A 24,123-nucleotide genomic window follows, 5' to 3' on the forward strand; every position below is an offset into this window, starting at 1 on the left:
ATGCAGGAGGCAGGAAGAGATCGTTTAGTGACAGGGGGGCGCTCGGATGAAGTTGGCTGATATTCTGATAGAAGATGTGATGGACGGAGAAAGTATGGAAGAGATTCAAGATAAGGATATCGCCGTAATCGGGATAGCCCTGCAATTTCCGGATGCAGCATCTCCTGCTGAGTTCTGGAATAACCTGATGAACGGTGTCGACAGTATTAAACCCATCCCGCAGCGCAGGAAGAAAGATGTGGATCATCTAAGAAATACGATTAAAAAGGATTTGAAAGGTGAATACCAGGAGGCCGGTTATCTGGAGGAGATCGATGCGTTCGACTATTCGTTCTTTAATATCTCCCCGAAAGAAGCCAGTTTAATGGACCCTGTCCATCGTAAATTTCTGGAGATTGTATGGAGTGCAGTTGAGGATGCCGGTTACAGTACCCGCTGCTTAGCGGGAAAAAATGTGGGAATGTACGTGGGAGTTAGTCCGGACGCGGATTACAAATCCGTGATTGCGCAGCTTGAGCCGGATCATTTATTTATGTCATTGCCGGGCAATTTGCGGCCCATGGTAGGAAGCAGACCTTCGCATATGCTGGATTGGCGGGGTCCCAATATGGTAATCGACACCACCTGTTCTTCTTCGTTAGTGGCTGTACATACCGCATGTCAAGCGATTCGCAGTGGGGAATGCGAGATGGCTGTCGCGGGAGGTGCCCAAGTCCACCTGTTTCCTGTAAGGGATTTCAATGTCGGTATTGAATCTTCCAATAACCGTACTCGGGCATTCGACGATGGTTCCGACGGGACCGGAACAGGGGAAGGAGTGGCGGCGGTACTGTTGAAATCACTCGGACAAGCCCGCAAGGCCGGGGATCACATTTATGCCGTCATTAAAGGAAGCGCCGTCAATCATGACGGGGCTTCGATCGGTATCACGGCACCGAATCCCGTTGCTCAAGAGGCAGTCCTGGTGCAGGCATGGAAAAATGCCAATATTACGCCCGAAACGTTGTCGTATATTGAAGTGCACGGAACCGGAACCAAACTCGGCGACCCCGTGGAGATTGACGGAATTAACAGGGCATTCTCCCGGTATACGAGCAAGAAGCAGTTTTGTGCCATCGGAACCGTCAAAAGCAACATTGGACATTTGGATCAAGCAGCGGGCATTGCCGGTTTTATAAAAGCCGTGCTTGCTCTGCACCATAAGAAACTTCCGCCGTCCCTGCATTTTGTCCGGCCTAACCGCAAAATTAATTTTGAGGATACGGCTATTTATATCAATGACCAACCGGTGAACTGGACCGGCGCTCAGGCTCTTGGCAGATGCGGGGTCAGTTCATTTGGTATAACCGGCACCAACTGTCATATCGTGCTGGAAGAAGCCGCCTTACCTGATGAAATGCAGGCGTATCGCTTTTCAACGAGTGAAGAGGTGCACGCCTTTACAATTTCGGCCAAATCGGCCGATTCCCTGAAACGGCTCGTTGAGCGATATAAGCTTGCGCTTACAGAACACGAATATGATCTTAAAGATCTTTGCTACACGTTAAATACCGGCCGGGACCATCATGACTATCGTTTTGGTGTGGTGCTGACAGGCGAGCAAATGAATAAGCAGGCACTCATAACGTTATTGAACCAAGTATTGTCCACGGAATCCGAAGATCTAGGTACGCAGGACCGTTTTTTTTATGGTGTGAGGGAGAGAGGGCCCGGTAAAGACGAGAGCTTTGCAAAAAATACCGATCGGCTTACAGAGCAATTTATCGCCGGAAATTATCGGGAAGAGTCCGTGTTATCACAGCTGCTGCATTTATACACACAAGGAGCTGAGCTTAACTGGCCATTAATCTACGGGGGGCGTCGCTACTATAAGGTTCCGTTGCCCACCTATCCCTTTACACCAAGCAGGTGCTGGATTTCTGAACCTTCTGACAGTACCGGACATGAGGAGCGGGTTGATTCGGCTTTCTATCGCAAAAAATGGAAGCGGCAGCCGCTAACAGGGCCCGCAGAAGCGCGCAGGGGGCCTGTCCTGTTAATCGACAATGGCACAGCTAAGGGCGGGGAGATCGCCCGGGCCTATAAAGAAGAAGGAACAGTTGTTGTGGAAGTCCGCATCGAGGAACTGGATGATGACAGCTTGGAGAGGATTCTAACAGCGAACCGTATTGGGCAAATCGTGTATGTGCAGCATAACGGGATAAATCGGGTTATGGACAGTGTGCAGGAGCTAGACCGGAATTTGACGGACGGGATTTACCGCTTGTTCGGGATCATGAAGGGAATAAGCCGCTTGGACAAAACCGGAATAGACCTGTTCCTGGTTACGGATTGTGCTCATAAGGTAACGGATGAGGACTCGCTCGTCATCCCGGAGAACGCCATGGCAGTAGGACTCGGGCTAACCTATGCCTTAGAGCACAGAGCTTCGGCCTGCCGCATGATTGACATCGATGAACTAACCGATGCCCGTGTTCTTGTCAAGGAGCTGCTCTCCAGTTCTCAGGACAAGATTGCAGCTTTCCGGAACAATGCCAGATATACAGAGGTCCTGGCTCCCGTCATGGAAACAAATCAATCAGATGACCAGTATCCGATCCGTGATAACGGCGTGTATGTCCTTACAGGCGGGCTCGGCGTTATAGGCCTGCAGATTGCCAGATCATTGGCAGCGCACCATAAAGTGAATCTCGTTCTGCTTGGCCGAACGGAACTGCCGGGGCAGCCTGAATGGGAGGCTATCGTTCAAGGTGTGCAGGAACATCCTGGTTACCGTCAAATCCATGACCTGCTAGAGCTTGAAAAAATGGGCGCCACTGTCTTCTACTACAGTGTGGATGTGACCGATGAACCGCAAATGATGCATACGATGAACGCCGTAAGACAGCGCTTTGGCCGGATTCACGGGGTCGTTCACAGCGCGGGTGTCGGCAGCCGGATGAAGGGGGCTTTTATCCGGGATGAAGATCTTAGCGTTGCCCAGCAAGTGCTGTCTCCTAAGGTCAAGGGGACGTGGATTCTCGACCGCGCTACCCGGCAGGACGCCCTGGATTTCTTCGTGCTGTGCTCTTCGGCAATCACACTGATAGGCGGAGCGGGAAGCGGACACTATACGGCCGCCAATTGCTTCCTTAACGCGTATGCTTCCAAGCGCCGTTTGGAGGGGGCGAACATGACCTCGATAAACTGGTCTGCGTGGCAGGCAGGGATTAGCGAACGTGAGCAAACCGGAATGAGAAGCAGCCAATTATTCGAACTGCTGGGTTCTGATGAAGCGACGCAAGCTTTCTATCACACGCTGAATCTGCCCTACGCTCAAGTGATCGTCGGCAGGATCCATACTGAATCTGCTGTATGGGGCATGGAGGAGTGGCTTCCTTTCGGCTTGTCGGATGAAATTAAGGATGCTCTTGCGGAGCGCTCTTCGGAAGAAAAGCTCAACGAATGGCCCGAATCAGCTCTTGCCTCCCCGGGGAACCGGATCGCAAGCTACGACGAGATTTCCAGATATATAGCATCCGCCTGGAAAGACGTCTTGGGTTATGAGCAGATAAAGGAAACGGACAATTTCTTCGAAATTGGCGGCGACTCGATCATGATCACCAGCATTCAGCGGAAGCTGGAGCAGCTTTTTCCAGGTGTTGTAACGCTTGGGGATCTTTTTTCATTTCCTTCGATTGCATCCCTGGCGGAACATATATTTGGTCAGATTCACCCTTCCAAGCCGAATGATTCAACCATGGAGCGCGATTATGAACCACCCGCTTCCGGTATGCAGATTACGGAGATGTTGAAGCAATTAAAAGAAGGAAAGCTGTCTGTCGATCATGCCATGAAGAATTATAGATCGCTGGGGGACCTTAAATGAATGAGAGATTGACCAAACTTATCTTCGAGAATTGTGCAGCCGGCAGAATCGATGAGGCAGCGGGTGCGGAATTATTATCGGTGTTGATGGAAGAACCCCGAGACCGGGAACATGAGGGCTACGCGATTATTGGAATGTCAGCCCGTCTCGCCTCATTTAATGATATTGGCGAGTATTGGCAGGGGATTGCGGCGGGCAAAGATTCTGTACGGAATTTTCCGGAAAACAGGAAAACGGATAGTCTCGGGTTCATCTCCCACTATACTTCGTTGAATGCGAATGAGGCCCGATACTCGGACGGGGGGTACTTGAACGACATCGATCAATTCGATGCCGCTTTCTTCCGCCTCTCGCAGAGCGAAGCCAGACTTATGGACCCTAGCCAGAGGTTGTTCCTGCAGACTGCCTGGGAAACGATCGAGGATGCAGGCTATGCGAACGGACAATTAAAGAACAGCCGAACGGGCGTATATCTCGGATACGGTAATTGGCCCGCTTATGGGCAATATATCATGAAGCATGCGCCGGAGCTCTCAACCATTGCGATACCGGGCAATCTTGCTTCCATAATAGCAGGGAGAATATCCTATCTTCTTGATTTGAAAGGTCCGAGTTTACTAGTGGATACGGCCTGTTCCTCCTCTCTTGCGGCCGTCCAGCTAGCCTGTCAGTCTCTGAGGAGCGGTGAATGTGACCTCGCAATCGCCGGCGGGGTGAAGATATCGCTGTTTCCGGTCGAGGGCGGAATGCAGGCAGGAATAGAATCGTCTGATTATAAGACAAGAACATTCGACGACAGTGCGCAGGGTACGGTTTGGGGAGAAGGAAGTGCAGCGATCCTCATCAAACCGCTTCGGAAGGCGATCGAAGACGGCGATCGGATCCATGCGATCATTAAAGGGGGGGCCATGAATCAAGACGGCACATCCGTCGGTTTGACAGCCCCCAATATGCATGCACAGGAAGATGTCATCGTATCCGCCTGGAAGGATGCGAACGTTGCGCCCGAATCTATCACCTATATGGAGGCGCATGGCACAGCTACCAAGCTTGGCGATCCGATTGAGATCGAAGCGATAGACCGGGCATTCCGTCGCTACACGGACAAGAAGCAGTTCTGCGCAATCGGTTCGGTCAAGACAAATATCGGACATCTGGATTTTGCTTCAGGGATTGCCGGCTTAATCAAGGTTGTGTTGGCACTCAAGCATAAGAAGCTTCCTCCAGCCCTGCATTTTCAAAGTCCGAATAAAAAAATTAACTTTGCCGATTCACCTGTTTATATAAGCGATACACTGACAGATTGGGAGGCCCAGGCAGGCCCGAGACGATGCGGAGTAAGTTCATTTGGTTTTAGCGGCACGAACTGCCACCTGGTTCTAGAAGAGGCGCCGCCCCATCATGTTCCCAAGAAGGCAGCAGAACGGGCTCAGCATATTTTTGTGCTGTCGGCTAAAAGCGAACGCTCGTTAAAGCAATTATTGCAGAAGTATGCGGGGGTTCTGGATGAACCCGGCGATCTTAAACTCGGCGATGTTTGTTATACGGCATCCGTCCGGAGAGAGCATTTTGATTGCAGACTTGCCTTGATTGTATCTACCCTTCCGGAACTCCGTGAGCATATCCTTACGCTCGCTTCTTCCCTTGATAATTACAAAGAGTCGGAACATGTGTATTACCGGGCTCGGGGAAGTGATTCCGCCTTAAATAAAGATATCCGCAATGAGGCTCCCGCTTATAAGAGTCTTCAGGAAACAGCGGCAAACTATGTCAGCGGCTCCAGGGTTGACTGGGGGAAAATTTATTCCGGCAAAGAGTGGCAAATAGCGGATCTGCCTACCTATGCATTCGATCAGACCCGTATGTGGCTGGAATGGGATGCCGCTTTAACGCAGGCGCAAGATGCTGTGACCGCGTATTCCGTCAGCAGCCGCAGCCCTAAGCCATTTTCCTTAAAAGGCCGGGAGTCAGGCGCATACTCCAAATTCGAACGAATGGCGGCAGCGGCGTGGTCAGAATCTTTTGGAGTCGAAGAACTCGATATCCGTGATAATTTCTTCGAATTAGGCGGAGATTCATTAATGGCTATCCACCTGCTGTCCCGCTTCAATCAAACAAATGGTTATAAGATCGATATTTCTACGGTTTATAATTATCCGGTTTTGGAAGATTTCTCTTCCTATATTGAATCTTGCGACCCTGTACAGATAACCGGCAGTTTCGCTGCGGCAGGTACCCCAGCTTCGGCACAACCTGGCAAGGCTTATGATCCGTTTCCTTTAACAGAGGTACAAATGGCTTATTTAAGAGGACGGAGCGATCATTTTGAACTCGGTGGCGTTTCTACGCATACGTATTTGGAGATCGAGACCCGCCTGGATTTGGCCAGGTTAAACCGCAGCCTTCAGAAGGTCATAGACCGCCATCCGATGCTGCGCACCGTCATTCTGGAGTCGGGAGAACAGCAGGTATGCCGGGACACGGCGCCGTATTCCATTTTCGTGGAAGATATCAGCCGCTTAACGCCTCAAGAGCAGCAAATGCGCATAGAAGATGAGAGAACCATACGATCACACCGGATGTTCCCGATCGGCCAGTGGCCTATGTTTGATTTTGCGGCGCTGAGACTAACGGGCGATACGCATTACTTATTCGTCAGCCTGGATGCCTTAATCATTGATGGAGCAAGCACACAGACCATCTGTAAAGAGCTCATTCATTATTACCAAAATCCCCATATGGAGCTGCCGGCACTGGATTTTACTTTCCGTGATTATATGATGGCGCTCCAAGAGGTTAGAGACAGTCACAAGTATATCGAAGACAAAGCTTATTGGAGCGGGAAAATAAAAGAGTTTCCGATGGCTCCGCAGCTGGGATTGATCCAATCACCCGAGCATATAAAAAAACCTCAGTTTCAGCGCTTGAAAGCCGTATTTCACCAGGAAGACTGGAGCAAAGTTAAGGATTTTGCAAGAAAAAATCAGGTGACGCCATCCGTGCTCCTCTGTACTTTATATGCAGAGGTTTTAGCTTATTGGAGCAATCAGCCCAGATTTGCCATGAATTTGACGATGTTCAACCGGAATCCTTATCATCCGGACGTGTACCGGATCGTGGGTGATTTTACTTCGGTGATACTTCTCGATATAGATATGAGCGCAGAGAATACGTTCCGCAGCCGGGCACAGCGCATCCAGAATGTGCTGGCTGAAGCTTTGGAACATAGAGCTTACGAAGGTATTGAAGTCATAAGAGACTTTGTCAGGCATAATCACCTGCCGGTGGGGAAAGCCGCGATGCCTATCGTTTTTACAAGCATGCTGTTTAATCAGGATCAAGATCAGGAGTATTTAAAGCAGATTGGCCAAGTGAAAATGGGGATTACCCAAACGCCTCAGGTTTATTTGGATAATCAGGTTATGGAACTGGACGGTCAGCTCTCCGTTACATGGGACTATGTGGATCAGCTGTTCGATCCTGTTGTCATCGAAGCCATGTTTAAGCACTATATGCAGCTTGTCGAGGGAATCGTTCAGAACGGCCAGCCGGCTGCGCTTGACATCAGCCCTGAGGATAAGGGCTTTATTCAGGCGTTCAATCTTTCGGATGAGGAGATCGCCCCGGCGTCTTTGAACCGGATGTTCTGTGAACAAGCCCGGATGACTCCCGACTCAGCAGCTGTTATTGAAGGCGACAAGCAGATTACCTATCGCGAGCTGGACGAATGGTCCAACCGGTATGCGAATGCTCTTATCCGGCAAGGCATCGGACAAGGGGACTTTGTCGGCGTACTCGCCTCCAGGCGCAGCGAAACGATCGCTCAACTGCTGGGAGTTATGAAATTGGGGGCCGCTTACATTCCGATTGATCCCGATCATCCGGAGGAACGCAGAAACCACATCGTCTCCGAAAGTGGTTGTAAACTGCTTCTGGATCAGGACTGGAATGCCGATTCCTATTCTTCTACGTTCCCGGGTAAAGGAGCGGACTTCTCGGATGAGGTTGCTTATGTGCTCTATACTTCCGGGAGTACAGGGATGCCGAAAGGGGTCGTTATTACACACAAGGCGGTCAGTAATACGATTCAGGACATGAACCGCAGATTCGCGGTTTCACAGGAAGACCGCATTCTAGCCGTTTCATCCTTATGCTTTGACTTGTCTGTCTATGATGTTTTTGGTGCTCTGAGCAGCGGGGCTGCGGTTGTGCTGGTTGCAGATCAGCGTGATCCCGGTCTGTTGGTTGAGAACCTGATCCGTCATAAGATTACGATCTGGAACTCGGTTCCGGCACTTTTGGAAATGGTATTGGAGTATGGACAAAGCCCGAGTCTGAATGACCTGCGGCTCGTTTTATTAAGCGGCGACTGGATTCCGGTCACACTTCCGGAACGAATTAACAGATTCTGCCCCAAAGCGGAGCTGATAAGTCTCGGCGGTGCTACGGAAGTATCCATCTGGTCCATCTATTATCCGGTTCGGCATGTTTCACCGGACTGGACCAGCATTCCTTACGGTTACCCGCTGGCAAATCAAACCTGGTTCGTACTGAATTATCAGTTGCAGATATGTCCAGTGAACGTTGCAGGGGAACTTTATATCGGCGGAGTCGGCATTGCTGAGAAGTACTGGAATGATCCGGTCAAATCGGCACAAGCTTTTATCGACCATCCAGAGCTCGGCCGTTTATACCGTACGGGCGATTACGGGGTATTGCGCAAGGAAGGTTATATTGAATTTCAAGGAAGAAAAGATACTCAGATCAAAATCCGGGGACACCGGATTGAATTAGGCGAGATCGAACATGCCGTTGCGGGCAGCGGAGGAATTAAGCGTGCTGTCGCTATTGTCAAAGAAAGCCCGGACGGGAAAAAGTATCTGGTTCTGTTCTACTCGGCGGATAAGGCATGGGACAGTGAAGATCTAAGAGAAGTCCTTACCCGCAAGCTGCCGGAGTATATGGTGCCTCGGGTCTTTATACATTTGCAAGATCTTCCTCTAAGCGCTAATGGCAAAATCGATCAGAAAGCGCTGATGAGTATTCCGGTGGAGGCTGTTAATGAGAGTGTGGCTCCGAGGAGCGCAGCTGAACGGCGATTAGCCGAGATTTGGAGGGAAGTTTTATCGGTCGATCATATCGGCGTCACGGACAATTTCTTCGATCTCGGCGGAGATTCGCTTATTATTCAAAGGTTGAAGAACCGGATTGAGAAAGAGTTCGAAACGGAAGTTTCTGTGCGGCAGCTTTTTGAGGAACCGACGATTGAACGTCTTGCCGTAGTTATCACAGGCGAACAGGTGCTGAAGACGGGCAGCTCCGGCGAGTTACAAGGCAGTTCTCTTCCCCATACGATCGGAACCGAAGAAGTGTATTATTGGTCTCCCGTTGTTCATTGGACAAGACAAGACGGGATGATTACCGCCGGTGATTACGCAAACGGTGACCCTCAAATTTGTGCGCTTTTCCCTGATTTATATTTTCATGCACAAAAGGGGGCATCGCTTCAAGAACTTAGCGGGCTTCTGGCCGCTGCAGGTACCGAAGCAGCCAACCGGGTCATTCAAGATTTGATCGACAGCCGTGTGCTGGTTCATTCGATCTTGCCTCCTGCGGAACTATTTTCGGCTCAGGAGAAGCTGTTCCGGCACGAGTACGGAGACGACCTCCTGTACAAAGAAGATGCGCTTCAAGCTTACAAAGAGAAGCAGCTTAACCGCACTCAGCAGCAAGAAGGCGCGTACAGCATCAAACTGGGACAAAGTCAGGATCTGCCCGCTTATGTTCATGATCGAAGAACGTACAGGCAGTTTGATCATGAGCAGGCGATCAGCGGACAATCTTTCGCCGGCTTGTTATCCATTCTCAAGCAGATACGCGAAGACGGAAAGACACGGTACTATTACCCGAGCGCAGGGGGCCTTTATCCGATTGATGTCTATATCAATATCAAAAAGGACCGGGTTGAGAATATTACCGGAGGCCTGTATCTGTACAATCCAGTTTCTCATACGTTAATTAACGTGAAGGATACTGAAATTCCGATGGAGAAAGCGCATCTGCATACGAATATGAAGGCTGGCGAAACCTCGGCCTTTACTATATTCCTGATGTATAATCCGGATGCGAACATGCCTCGTTACGGCTACAGAGGCTACTATTATGCACTGCTCGAAGCAGGCGTCTTAATCGCTATGCTGACTCAAGCAGCGGGATTAAACGGAATCGGTGTATGCTCCGTAGGGGAAATCAAGTATACCGAAATTGAACCTTATTTTGCATTAAAGCATAATCAGCTTCTTCTTCATACGATAGAGGGCGGTTCGATTCCATTGTCAACCCGGCGGGATGCGGCAATTACTGAGCATACACCCCGGATAAAAGCACCGCATAAGTTGATTTCGGAATCCGCGGGCCTGGAACAGGAGTATTATCCGCTGTCCTCTGCACAGAAGCGGGTGTACATTTTACAGCACTTCGAGGGCGGCAGTGAAAGCTACAATACGCCGGCTGCGCTGCTCCTGGAAGGGCGGTTAGACCGGGACCTCTTGCAGCGTGCTTTCCAAGGCATTGTAGAGCGGCATGAAAGCTTAAGAACTTCCTTTCACATGAAGGATGGAGCAATCGTCCAGAAAATACAGAAGGAAGTTCATTTTGGAATGGAATTTGTGCAAGTCGAAGAGAACCGGCTGCCGGAAACGATTACCCGGTTTATTCGGCCGTTTGATTTAGAGCGGGCTCCATTACTGCGTGCACAGCTGGTTCAAACCGGGGAAGACAGGCACATCCTTCTATTCGATCTTCATCATATTGTGACGGATTGGTCTTCGACCGGAATCCTTGTAGGCGAACTGGCGGCTTTATATAATGGATTCCATTTGAAGCCGCTGCCGATTCAGTACAAAGAGTTTGTGGTCTGGCAGGAGGAATTGCTGCGCAGTCCCAAGCTTAAGGAGCAGGAGGACTACTGGATTTCCGAGCTCACGGATCCGCCTGTGCTGCAGCTGCCAATAGATTACCGCCGGCCGCGGGTTCAGAGTTTTGAAGGGGATCGTATCGAGATCAATCTGGACGGCTTTCATAAAAACAAGCTGAAGCAGCTCGCTCAAAAGACCGGGACGACGTTATATATGGTTCTGCTCGCTGCTTTTAATGTATTAATGTCCAAATATACCGGGCAGGAAGACATTATTGTCGGATCTCCAGTTGCAGGCAGAGAGCAGGCGGACTTGGAGAAAGTCGTCGGGATGTTCTTGAATACGCTGGCGCTGCGAAATCAGCCTCGCCGGGATTTAAGTTTCCATGAATTTCTGCAAGCTGTGAGAGAAAATATGATTAAAGCTCTTGATCATCAGGATTTGCCGTTCGAAGAATTGGTGAACCGGCTGGATCTTCCTAGAGAGACGGGAAGAAATCCTTTATTTGACGTTATGTTTGTTTTGCAGGAGAACTGGAACAAGAATATGTCTCTTGACGGGCTGAGCATATCCTCTTACCCGATGGAGTTCAATCAATCCCGGCTGGATCTTACGCTGACAGCTTTTGAAGAAGAAAACGTTCTGAGATTGGAACTGGAATACGGCACCAAACTATTCCGTAAGGACACGATTCAGAGAATGGCGCTGCATCTCTCACAGCTTTTACAGCAAATCGCGCATGATCCCGATCTGTCGCTGGCTGAGCTTGAAATAATGCCGCCGGATGAGAAGAATCGTGTGTTGTATGAATTTAACCGGACGGCGATAGATTTTCCCGCACACTTGTCACTAGCGCATATGTTTGCCCGGCAAGTGAGCCGGACGCCTCTGAGTACGGCCCTCGTCTATAAGGAGAAGCGTTTCACTTATGCGGACCTGGATCGCAGATCGGACTGGTTAGGGCGCCGGCTTCGGGAAGCGGGGGTTAAGGCTAATTCCAAGGTCGGGCTAGTCGCAGACCGCTCGGACAATATGGTGGTGGGAATTTTAGCGATTTTGAAAGCGGGCGGGGCTTTCGTGCCTATCGATCCGAATTTCCCGCAGGAAAGAATCGCATTTATAGTAAAAGACGCTGCTGTGCAGGTTATTTTGGCAGAGAGCTCTTTTACATTCGATTTTACGTTTGACGGGCGAATCGTTGGATGGGAAGCGCAGGAGCAAGAAGAAGTAGAGGTGTCGACTCCGCTTGAATTAGTGAGCACGCCGGATGATCTTGCCTATGTCATGTACACGTCTGGTTCGACAGGGGTTCCGAAAGGAGTCCTTATTGAGCAGAGGAGTGTGGTAAATCTGGTGTGCTGGTTTGCCAGAAACTATGACCTTCGTGAGAACCGCAATGTTCTGCAAATGACGAACTTGACATTTGACGTTGCCGTCGAGGAAATTATGGGCGCTCTGCTAAGCGGCGCCACACTCGTAGTCCCGCATAGGGAAGTTATTTATGATAAGAATGCATTCGCTGCTTTTATTGGGAACAACCATATTCATCTGGCCCAGTTCGTACCGGCAACGCTGAAGGAATACTTGTTCGGGTATGGATACAAGCTCCAAAGCCTGGATGTCGTCATCAGCGGAGGGGAAAAACTCGACGACACGCTAAAGGATGAGCTGCTTGAGATGGGTTACTCCTTGTATGATCATTACGGTCCTACGGAAGCAACGGTCGATGCAATCGTCACCCAATGTCAGAAGGGCAAGCAAGGAATCGGAAGACCCATTGACAATGTGAACGCATACATCATTAGTGAAGACGGACGTCCTCAACCGATCGGTATTATCGGGGAGTTGTGCTTATCGGGAAGCGGCATAGCGAGCGGGTATTTGAATCGGGACGAGTTGACCCGCCAAAAATTCGTCGAGAATCCTTTTGTACCTGCAGGCTCTAAGCGGCGCCATATGTACAAAACAGGCGATCTGGCCCGCTGGAATCCTGACGGTACGATCGAATTGCTGGGGCGTATCGACGATCAGGTTAAGATCCGGGGAATCCGGATCGAGCTTGGCGAGATCGAGGAGCAGATCCGCAGGACCGGGGCCGTCAAAGACGTTGTCGTGATCGGGCTGGAGGATGCAAGGAAGGACAAGTATCTCTGCGCCTATGTCGTATCGGAGGAAGAGCCGGAATACAACGTTTGGCGAAACCGGTTGAATTCAGCATTGCCGGATTCACTGATTCCGTCGGTTTTTTGCAGGCTGGATTCACTGCCCCTTAATGCCAACGGCAAAGTGGATCGCTCTAAACTGCCGGCTCCGGCTGTAATGGCGAAGGCCGAGACTAGAGTGGAGCCCACCAATCATTGGGAGCGTACGCTGCTGGATATTTGGAAAACAGTCTTGAGTGTTCAGGAAATCGGCATTGATGATCAGTTTTTTGATAGGGGAGGCAACTCACTGAAAGTGATCGAGATGTATTCTCTCATCCAGCAAAAGTATCCTGATCAGCTGCAGATTACGGATATTTTTGCGTTTCCGACGGTCCGTAAGCTTGCCAGTATGCTGGAGGAGCACGGCAAAGAGTCCGCTTCGCTGCAAGCGCTCTCGTTTCCGCAATCCTTTTTACTGGACCCTGGCGGCCGGAGGCAGGATAAATTATTACGGATCGGACTGGAGCGCGATCAGCTGATCAAGCTGCAAGGCGGAGCTGACGGGCTGGGGATTGAACTGAAGGACATGCTGCTCGGCGCTTACCTGATCCTGCTGTCGGAAGTTCTCGATGTTCAGGAACTGGGGCTGCAGATGTGTATCGGGAACAGAATCATACCGATTACGATAAATCTGACATCGCCGGATACGCTTGCAGATCTGTTCAGGGAATTGGCGCAGTTGACGAGGGATGCAGCGGACAACAAAGAGGGGCTGCTCTTGGAGAACTTGGGGGCGCATGCCGCCGCGGGGAATGACTTGTACGCGCTCTTTTATTATTCCAGAGCTTCATCGGATTCTTTCAGTCGTTATTTTGATTTGACGCTGCGGTTTCAGGAGGAGCCGGATAAACTTACCGTCCTCTGGGGCTACAATGCCGGCAAGCTGGCGAAGCATAGAATGGAAGAGTGTATCCGAGCCTTTATACGAATTCTAGACCTTGTAATCGAGACCATATCCGAAGAGCAGGAATTAACCGGAAACAGGTGATAATACGTGATCAAGAAATTACTTGAGCTGGATAAAAACGTCATCTTCGCTCCGGATCCGCATGAATTTAAGATTGAAGACGTGGCAACGAATGATTTTGCTGTCATCGGAATGTCGGGAACCGTAGGTAAGATGAACAATCTGGACGAATTCTGGGAATCTCTCATAAACGGCGTGGATAGCATAGATGAGCTGCCGGCAGCGAGAAAAAGGGATTTTAACGATGTATTGTCTGCGGTCGGTTTAGAGGATACGGGCGTGATGGAGGTAGAGGGTGCTTATTTATCCGCTATCGACAAATTCGATCATCAATTTTTTAATATTTCGGCCGCAGAAGCCCGTTATCTGGACCCGCAGCAAAGGCTCTTCCTGGAAACGGTCTGGCACGCTTTAGAAGATGCCGGCTACAGCGGCAATCGTGCAGTCGGCAGCAGAACCGGCATCTATGTAGGCTACAGCGAATCCAGGCCTTCCTACGAGAATCTGATATGGAATGCGGAATCCATGATGAATGCGGCTGCCAAAGCAGGCAACATCAGTTCCATTATCGCGAGCAGAATGGCTTATTTAATGAATTTTAAAGGGCCGTGTTTATTGGTAGATACGGCCTGTTCCTCATCACTCACTGCCATTCACCTGGCTTGTCAGGCACTGAGAGCAGGCGAGGTAGAGATGGCGATCGCAGGCGGAGTGAAGGTGGTCTTGCTGCCTGCCAAGGTAAACGCCAACGAAGAGGTCGGTATTGCATCAACGGATGGCAGAGCGAGAACATTCGATTATTATTCGGATGGAACGGGATCAGGTGAAGGAGTCGCGGCCGTGCTTCTGAAGCCTTTGCACAAGGCGGTAGAGGACAACGACCATATCTATGCGGTCATTAAAGGAAGCATGATCAATAACGATGGAAGTTCGATCGGCATTACCGCTCCCAATGTACTTGCGCAGGAAGATGTTCTTCTGAGAGCTTGGGAAGATGCCGGAATTCATCCGGAGACGATCTCGTATATCGAAGCCCACGGAACGGGGACGAAGCTTGGAGACCCGATAGAAATCGACGGGATTAGGCGGGCTTTCAAAAAATATACCGATAAAAAACAATTCTGCGCCATTGGTTCGGTGAAAACCAATGTCGGCCATTTAGACAGTGCCGCGGGCATTATCAGCTTTATTAAAGCGGTACTAGCTCTTCATCACAAGCAAATTCCGCCGAGCATACATTTCCAGAGACCTAATCCCAAAATCAATCTGGAGGATTCCCCAGTCTATGTCCAAGACAAGATGACAAGCTGGGAACCACAATCTACACCTCGTCGCTGCGGCGTCAGTTCGTTCGGTTTAAGCGGCACGAATTGTCACATCGTACTGGAAGAAGCGCCGGAGAAGAACGCCGTCTTATCGGATAGCACCAGCTTATTTGTTATATCCGGAGCTACAAAAGCTTCTCTGGATGAGCTGATCCAAACGTATATACAGTACTTTGAAGTCCATACAGAACTATCCCTTAAGGATGTCTGTTATACAGCGGGGATCGGAAGAAAACATTTGAACCACCGCTTGGCTATCGTGGCGAGCAGTGTAAGCGAGCTTAGAGACCAGCTTCGGCAATTTGCAGCTTCCGGTGTATCTGAAGGCAATAGAGTGTGGTTCAAACGGCACCAGCTGATCGACGTGAATAAGACGATTAAAGCGGATGGCGAACTTTGGCTGGAGGATAAACAGCAGTTAACGGCCCAGGCGCAATCGGTAACCGATTCCTGCCGGATAAGCGGCTGCGATCAAGCCGAGGTGCTTGTACAATTGGCGCTGCTCTACGTGGAGGGAGCTGATCTCCAGTGGGCGTCTCTCTTCGAGCAGGGTACCGCAAACTCGGTACCGCTGCCGGGCTACGCATTCGACAAGAAGCGAAGCTGGGTCCAAAACAGGCCGGATATGGCCCGGCCTCCAGGTCTTGAAGCGGAATCAGCACAGGGTATTCGGGCGGGCTCCGCTGGCCCTGTTCCTATTCGGACGAAGATCGGTGATCTGTACCTGAGAGCGTTCAGCGAGAAGGATTGGATCATCCGGGATCATCAAATCAACGGGACCGGTCTTCTTGTAGGGACCGCTTATCTTGACATGGCCGTGTCAGCGGCATTACACACAAACCCTGACCGGAGCATAAAGCTGCTAAACGTTACGCTGCTGTCCCCTTTTCTTATTCCAACGGGACAAAGTAAAGAATTACAGACCTTGGTTCAGCGTCAAAAGGACCACAGAATGACATTCTCCATGGCGAGCAGGGAAGACGGGTCGCCACCCGGATGGACGGATCACGCGGTGGGGGAGATGGAAAGCGTGTCTCCGGAAGATGCGCTTGTCCCATCGTACTCCCTGGAACAAATAAAGAATCGGTGTTCTAAGCAGCTGCCAGGGAATATCCGGCAGCCGGAGAGAAGGAGCAGCCTTCAGCTCGGAGAACGCTGGTTCAGCCTGGAGCAAGTGTACGCCGGCGACAATGAACTGCTCGGATATTTCGTGCTTCCGCAGCGATATCAATCGGAAGTTGCGGGGCACATGGCATATCCGCCTCTGCTGGATGCAGCACTTAATATACCGGATCCGGCAGTGAACGAGAAGGATACATTCATCCCTTTTCAGTTCAAAGAGGTTATCTTTCACTCTCCGCTGAAGGCTGTCTTCTACAGCTATCTCAGGAAAGTGGAGGAAACAGAAGGCTCCATTACCTATGACGCATCCATCATGGACGAGCAAGGCAAACTGCTTATCGAGGTCCGCGGTTATGTCTTGAGAAAAGCTGCCCTGTTACCGGAAACGGAAGTTCCATCCGCGTATTATGAATTTGAGTGGCAGCCGATAAAAATCGGAGACAGCCGGAAGGAATGGAAGCCGGGAAGCATCCTGGTATTCAATACCGCGCAGGGGCAAGGAATAGCAAAGCAGTTAAGAGCACTAGGCAGCTCATCCGTGCTGGAGGCTGTCATCGGAGATAGCTATGAACGCCTGGACGAGACAACCTTCAGGATCCGCCCGGACCAGCGGGACATTACACGATTATTGGCAGAGGTACAGGATCAGAAGATCACCCGTTTTGTTCATGCCTGGTCGGCGGCTGACCTTGATTTTGGTGGATTAGCTGTATCGGGAGATCGGCTGGAATTGCGTCTGGCCCGAGGAATTTATTCTTTGTTCCATCTGACAAGGGCGCTGCAGCGTGCATATGCAGGCAAGCCCGTCTTGTTGGATGTCCTCACTCTATGCGGGAACAAGGTTACGGGCAGGGAAGAAAAGCTGATTCCGGAGCACGCGGCAATTCATGCTCTTCTGAACGTGATGAGGCAGGAGATGCCGGACTGGCATGTGCGGTATATGGATATGGATGAAAGCCCCGAATCTCTTGAGACAGCGGCAGCTTGCATGCTGTCTGATTCGGCTGCAGAGGTTTCATTCCGCAGTGGGCTGGCGTATGGCAAGCTGATGAAGGAAGCGGCTCCGGGCAGACATTCGGATATTAGCATCCACTCCGAAGGTGTATACATCATTACAGGGGGAACTGGAGGCGCCGGCCTTCAAATGGCTGCCTACCTTGCTTCGAAGAACCGTGTACAGCTCGCTTTAATAAACCGGAGCCGTTTTCCAAAGCGGGAAATCTGGGAGTCCTTGCTTCAGGAAAGTTCAGATGAAGAACTGATCGGAAAAATCAAGATGATCCGGCAATTGGAAGCTCTGGGAAGCGCGGTATCGGTCTATTCGGCAGATGTATCGGACCACGCGCAGATGACGGAGGTTTTTCATGAATTAAAACGGGAATTCGGGAAAATTAACGGAATCATTCATACAGCCGGGCTTCCTCCAAGCGGATTATTACCTCTGATTCGGGAAGACGATTTTCAAGCGGTACTGAAGCCGAAAGTACAGGGGACACGGGTGCTGGATGAGCTAACGGCATCCGAAGAAATGGATTTTGTCATCTATTTCTCGTCCATAACTACTTTCCTCGGAGGAGTAGGCCAGGGTGATTATGCAGCTGCAAACGCTTACCAGGAGGCTTACTCGGAATTCCGCAATCAGCAGGGAAAACGTACAATAGCGATTGTATGGCCGGCTTGGATCGAGACAGGAATGGCAGCGCGTCATGGTGTCAATCTAAGGGATGTTTTCCGTCCGGTCACGAACGAACAAGCATGGGAAGCGATGGATCGTATACTGACAAGCGGGTCCGGCAGGGTTATAGTCGGCCCGATCCAATATTCGGAAATTGCCGGAATGGATGATCTTCCGTTCATGCTGCATACCGACATACAGCTGCGGCTGGACCGGGAAAAGCAAGTTTCAGCGGTCTCTGCCGCAGAATCGAATTCCGGTGTGCCCGTTACGATTACGGGAAGAACAGACAACCGGTATTCCGAATTGGAGCGGGAAATGGCGAAAGTATGGGCTGAAGCGCTGGGGACCGATGTTATTGACATCTATGATAATTTCTTCAACCTGGGCGGAGATTCGATCTTCGCAATGAAGATCGTCAATGCTTTCGGAAGAAAAGCCGAGCACCAGCTTCAAATAACAGATGTGCTGACTCACCAGAGCATCTATGCGCTAACCGCTTATTTGGAGCAGAGCGCCGGCCTGATCGGGGAGAGCCCGGATATAGGCAGCGAAACTATTGTGCCTTCTGAATCCCGAGTATATTATCCGGTTACGCCGAGCCAGAAACGCATCTTTTTTGTACAGCAAATGGAAGGGGCCGGAACTGCCTATAACATCCCGGAACTGCTTCAGATTGAAGGGGAGCTGGATCTTCAGCGGGTACAGAAGGCTGTCGCCCGGGTCATCGAGCGGCATTCGATCCTACGGACATCCTTTGAATGGGCGGAGGGCGAAATCGTCCAGAAAATTAATCCGGCCCATGAAATAGAACTGCGGCAGTACGAAGCGGCGGATCATGAAGTTCCGGGGATTATCCAGTCGTTTATCAGGCCGTTCGATTTGAGCAAAGCGCCGCTGCTGCGATGTGCCGTTATCAAGCTGGCCTCCGACAGGCATATCTTGTTGTTTGACTTTCATCATATCGTGACCGATTGGACGTCGTATAACGTGTTTGTCCAGGATTTCGGCGCCTTTTACGAAGGGATCGAGCCGGACCCGGCGGTGCTGCAGTATGCGGATTATGCTGTCTGGCTTAAAAAGCACTTGTCTGATTCACGCATGAATGCGCAAGAAAAGTATTGGCTGTCCGTTTTTAACGGGAATCTGCCGGTTCTGAATCTGCCTACGGATTTTCCGAGGCCACAGGTACGCAGTTTTGAAGGAGACCGTCTGGCCTTTGAAATGGATAAAGAACTCAGCGGAAAGTTAAGCCTAATGGCCAAAAAGTCAGGCGCTACCTTATTTATGCTGCTGCTGGCCCTTTATTCTATCCTCTTGTCCAAATACAGCGGCCAGGATGATATAGTGATCGGTTCTGCGATCTCCGGCAGAAGAAACAAGGGAATCGAGCATATAATCGGTATGTTTGTGAATATGCTGGCAATCCGCAATCGGCCTCAGCAAGAGTTGACATTCGAGCAGTATTTAACAGAGGTCAGAGCGCAGGTGCTGGGAGCTTACGAGAGCCAAGATTACCCGGTCGAAGAATTAATCCGCAAATTGCCAATACCGAGAGACACCGGCAGAAATCCGTTGTTTGATACGGTATTCATCTTCGAGAACATTGAAGTGCGGCAAATGCAGCTCCGGGATATGTCTATTTCCGCAGTGGACTACGATTTCCCGATTTCCAAATTTGATTTGTCTCTCTATGCCTTGGAGAAAGAAACGCTGCATTTCAGCTTCGAATTTTCCACCAAATTGTTTAAAAAAGAGACGATTGAACGAATGTCGGCTCATTTTATTCATTTGGCGCAGCAAGTGTCCGACCATCCCGATATCCGAATTGCAGATGTGGAGTTAATGACTCAGCAGGAAAAGCAGCGGATTTTGAGCGGGCTTCAAGTGCGGCACAGCGACAGCGGCAATAACAGCCGTAACGAGCCTGGGGCAGAGATGCTGAAATTAGAGCTGGATGCCGATTTTAATTTCTAGCTAGCCAAAGGAGAAGTTTCCTCATGTCACGTTTGGATTTAAATGTACTGTTAAGTGATCGGAAATATACGGAACAAGAAAAGTTCTGGCTGGATAATTTGGCAGGCGTCTCTTCGGACCATATCGAACTAACGGATATGGCCCGGTTGTCTGATGAGGGAAGAAGGTACTCGGAGAAGTTTCTGGATGCTGCGGCGCAAGAGAGACTCCTTGAGCTATGCAATCACTCTGATATGTCGCTGTACATCGCGTTTACCGCAATGGTTCACATTGTGCTGTACAGGTGTCACGGTGTATCGGAGTGCGTGATAGGGATGCCGGTGCTCAAACTGACGCGTACGGAAGAAACACTGAATGAAACGGTTCTTCTCCGCAGCCATAGCCAAGGTAACATGACGTTCAAAGAACTTCTCATCCAAACGAAGAGAGCGGTTTTGGAAGCCTACCGACATCAGGATTATCCCCTGCCGGTTATTCTGGAAAAGCTGACGGAACGTTCTAATGAATCGCTGCCTGTCATTCCATTGATGTCGTATGCCTGCATGTATGACGGGCTGCATGAACATGCTTTTCGCAAAGAAGCCCAGGTTGAAGTTGTTTTTGGCCTGGAACGGACGGCTGAAGGACTTAAGCTGGTGCTGGACTGCGATTCGGAGCTTTATTCGGAGGAACAAGCGGCCTTATTGCAGACCAGCTTCCATCATGTTCTGGAGCACGTTTCGGCCAATATTCAGACGTCTATCGGGGATGTTCCTATACTCTCGGAAGAAGAGAAGAACCGGATCGTGGTCGGATTTAATGAGAGCGGGGTTCTTACCCCTAAGATGACGACCATCGACCGCTTGTTCGAGGAACAGGTGAACAACAACCCCGGCAGAACCGCCCTTATAGTGGGGGAAAAGTCTTATACCTACGGGGAGCTCAATCAGAAGGCGGATGCGCTGGCAGCCCGGGTGATTGCGGCCGGAGGTAAACCGGATCAAATTATTGCTCTGCTCGCAGACCGGTCATTCGATATGCTTGTCGGTATAATGGGCATTCTCAAATCGGGCTGCGCTTTTTTGCCGGTCGATCCGAATTATCCGGCAAGCCGGATTCAGCATTACATGTCTGACAGTCAAGCCGAAATTATAGTGACAGCAACAGCCAAAACGGATATTGACGGCTTTAAAGGAACGCGAATAGATCTGAAGGATTTACAGCATGTTCAAGGCAGTATCACCGCTGCGGCATCGCACCAATCGTCTAATCTGGCCTATGTGATTTATACGTCCGGGTCAACGGGGAAGCCGAAGGGTGTCATGATCGAGCACCGGTCTGTCATCCACTTTATTGAAGCGATGTGCGACCGGATCGCTTTCGGCGAGGAAGAGACGCTGTTGTCTGTGACAACGTACAGCTTCGATATTTTTTATTTGGAGACGCTGCTTCCGCTTCTGCGGGGGATGACTGTTGTCTTGGCGGATGAAGCCTCGCAGATCGATCCGGGGCAGTTGGCTGCGGTGATCGGGAAGCATCAGCCCGATTATATCCAGACGACACCCTCCCGGTTAAAGCTTATGCTCGAGAATGAGCGCTGTGCAGAGCTGATGGGGAACTTCAAAGCCATCCTGGTAGGCGGGGAAGCGTTCCCTTCTTATTTACTGGAGCAGCTTAAGCCTTATACCGCAGTGAAAATCTACAACATGTATGGGCCAACGGAGACGACCATCTGGTCGGCAATGACAGAACTGAAGCAGGACGCTCCGCTTACGATCGGTTCACCGATTGCTAACACCCAGATTTATATTCTGGACGATAACCGGAATCCAGTTCCTGTATCTGCAATGGGTGAGCTTCATATTAGCGGAGCCGGACTTGCAAGGGGTTATTGGAATCAGCCGGATCTGACGCGGGAGAAATTCGTGGACAATCCGTTTCTTACCGGTTCCAAAATGTATAAAACAGGGGATTATGCCAGATGGCTTCCTAATGGCACAATCGAGTATATCGGCAGAACCGATCAATTGGTCAAGCTGCGCGGTTACCGCATTGAATTAGGAGAAATTGAGCAAGCTCTCAACGAGCTTGAGGGGATTACCGGGGCCGTCGTGCTGGCCAAGCGTGCAGATGACGGAAGCCTGTTCTTATGCGGATATATCGTGACTGCGATACCCCTGCCGACTGCAACGATTAAAGCCTTGTTGAAAGAAAAGCTGCCGGAATATATGATTCCGGCATTTCTTGTTCCCGTCGAAACCATTCCGCTCACCCCTAACGGAAAAGTGGACAGGGAGTCGTTAAGGAAACGATCCCATGAGGCCGTGCTGCCTTCAGATAACGAACTGCCTATGAACGATCTGGAGCAAACGCTGGCAGAAATATGGTCGGAGGTCTTGCAAATGTCCGCCGATCAAATCGGTACCGAGAGCAGTTTCTTTGACGTCGGCGGTGATTCGATTTCCATGGTTCAGATGGTCGCTTTGATCGACAAGCAGTTCCCCGGAAAGGTAACTCTTACAGACCTGTTCGTTCATAAGAATATAAAAATGCTGGCACAGCTGATTCTTAAGGATGAAGAAGCTCCGGAAATTACGCTGCATGACTTAGCGGTTTTTGCGCTCCCGGAGCGATATTTTGCCGGCAATGAAAGTACGTCATCCGAATCGTCGTACCGAATTGCAGCCAGTGCTGAAATGTCAGAACGTATTCAGGAAACGGCTCTGCAGGCAGGCATAACCAAAATGGATGTGCTGCTGGCCGCTTGTTTCTACCTGATGTCAGATATCACGGGCAGTGAGGAATTGCTTATGTATACCGCCCTGGACCGGACGGATGAGGTGACCCCCTTGCACGTAAATCTTTCCGGGATCGAGGATATTTCGGATCTGTTCGGGAATGTCCGTGAAGCCCGGGAAGCTGCGGTGAACGGTTCCGTCCGAATCGGGCATATCCGGGCTATAGAGGAGAGAGGGGATCATTCGGTCGCTGCGCTTATCTATGACAAATCCAAAGTTACAGCGGGTTACGCGCTTTCGGGTTTATTTGATCTTGTGCTGGAACTGGATCCGGATGATGTGAATATTTCGCTTGAGTTCGATAACCGCAGACTGGATGGGGCAAGAATGATCGAGCTCTTAAAAAAATATATGACTTTGCTCCGTATGATGGTTCAGAAGCGGGAGCAAGCTGAGTTGCGATGAATAAGGGAGTGGAGTGCAGATGAGCGGAACAACGATTGGCGTCATCGGGGCGGGAGTAATGGGAATCGGAATAGCCGAGTGCTTCGCCAAAGCAGGCTATAAGATTATATTAATCGATCTGTCGGATGCGATTCTGAAGGAAGCCCGCAAACGTTTGGAAATGAGTATCGGATTCAGCCGGTTATTCCAGAAAAAAGAAGAACCCGCCCCTGACCTTAAAGAGATCATGGAGAAGATTACTTTCTCGACAGATTATGATGACGTTCGAAGCGCTGATTTTCTAATAGAAAACGTAACGGAAAAGTGGGAAATCAAAGAGGAAGTACACCGGAAGCTGGAGCAAATTCTTCAGCCCGGCTGTAAGGTAGCGGCTAACACTTCGGCCATCTCCATTACCCGGATCGGCTCTATCTATTCCGACCCATCCCGCGTGCTGGGGATGCATTTTATGAATCCGGTTCCAATGAAGCCTGCTGTAGAAGTAATTAAGGGTTACCATACGTCGGAGGAAACCATTGCAGAGGCCAATGCCCTCCTGAACGGGGCAGGCAAAGAAGGCATTATCGTCAATGACGTGCCGGGTTTTGTCTCCAACCGGGTGTTGATGCTGACTATCAACGAAGCTATTTTTGAAGTGCAGGATGGAGTAGCCAGCGTAGAAGATATTGACCGGATTTTCAAGCTCTGTTTCGGACATAAGATGGGACCGCTGGAAACTTGCGATTTAATCGGACTGGATACAATCTTGTATTCTCTCGAAGTACTCTTCGACAGTTATAAAGATACTAAATTCAGACCGTGCCCCCTCCTTCAGAAAATGGTGGATGCGGGGCTTCATGGCAGGAAGAGCGGAAAAGGGTTTTACTCGTATGAATAATATCTTTTA

5 protein-coding genes are annotated in these 24,123 nt (G+C 50.2%); all 5 read left to right on the forward strand.

Annotated elements, in window-relative coordinates; genetic code table 11:
- The first annotated feature begins 46 nt into the window (after positions 1-46).
- Genes EDM21_RS03520 through EDM21_RS03540 form a run of 5 tightly spaced genes read left to right on the forward strand, consistent with a single transcriptional unit; the run spans position 47 to position 24,114 of the window.
- Positions 47-3,868, forward strand: a complete 3,822-nt coding sequence (locus EDM21_RS03520) for a type I polyketide synthase (RefSeq protein ID WP_157332976.1) — start codon at positions 47-49, stop codon at positions 3,866-3,868.
- The gene (locus EDM21_RS03525; RefSeq protein ID WP_157332978.1) at positions 3,865-13,977 is read left to right on the forward strand and encodes a non-ribosomal peptide synthetase; all 10,113 of its coding nucleotides are present in this window, start codon (positions 3,865-3,867) and stop codon (positions 13,975-13,977) included. The genes EDM21_RS03520 and EDM21_RS03525 overlap by 4 nt, the downstream gene beginning before the upstream one ends.
- Before the next feature lie 6 nt (positions 13,978-13,983).
- Complete coding sequence (locus EDM21_RS03530) at positions 13,984-20,055, forward strand: SDR family NAD(P)-dependent oxidoreductase (RefSeq protein WP_157332980.1); 6,072 nt, start codon at positions 13,984-13,986, stop codon at positions 20,053-20,055.
- 23 nt (positions 20,056-20,078) lie between these two features.
- Positions 20,079-23,237: a non-ribosomal peptide synthetase gene (locus tag EDM21_RS03535; protein ID WP_157332982.1), complete on the forward strand. Its 3,159-nt coding sequence runs from the start codon at positions 20,079-20,081 to the stop codon at positions 23,235-23,237.
- Positions 23,238-23,256: 19 nt separating this feature from the next.
- Entirely contained in the window at positions 23,257-24,114 is an 858-nt protein-coding gene (locus EDM21_RS03540; protein WP_157332984.1) for a 3-hydroxyacyl-CoA dehydrogenase family protein, read from the forward strand.
- Positions 24,115-24,123 lie beyond the last annotated feature (9 nt).

The sequence above is a fragment of the Paenibacillus lutrae genome (assembly GCF_009757775.1).
Classification (GTDB): Bacteria; Bacillota; Bacilli; order Paenibacillales; family NBRC-103111; genus Paenibacillus_F; species Paenibacillus_F lutrae.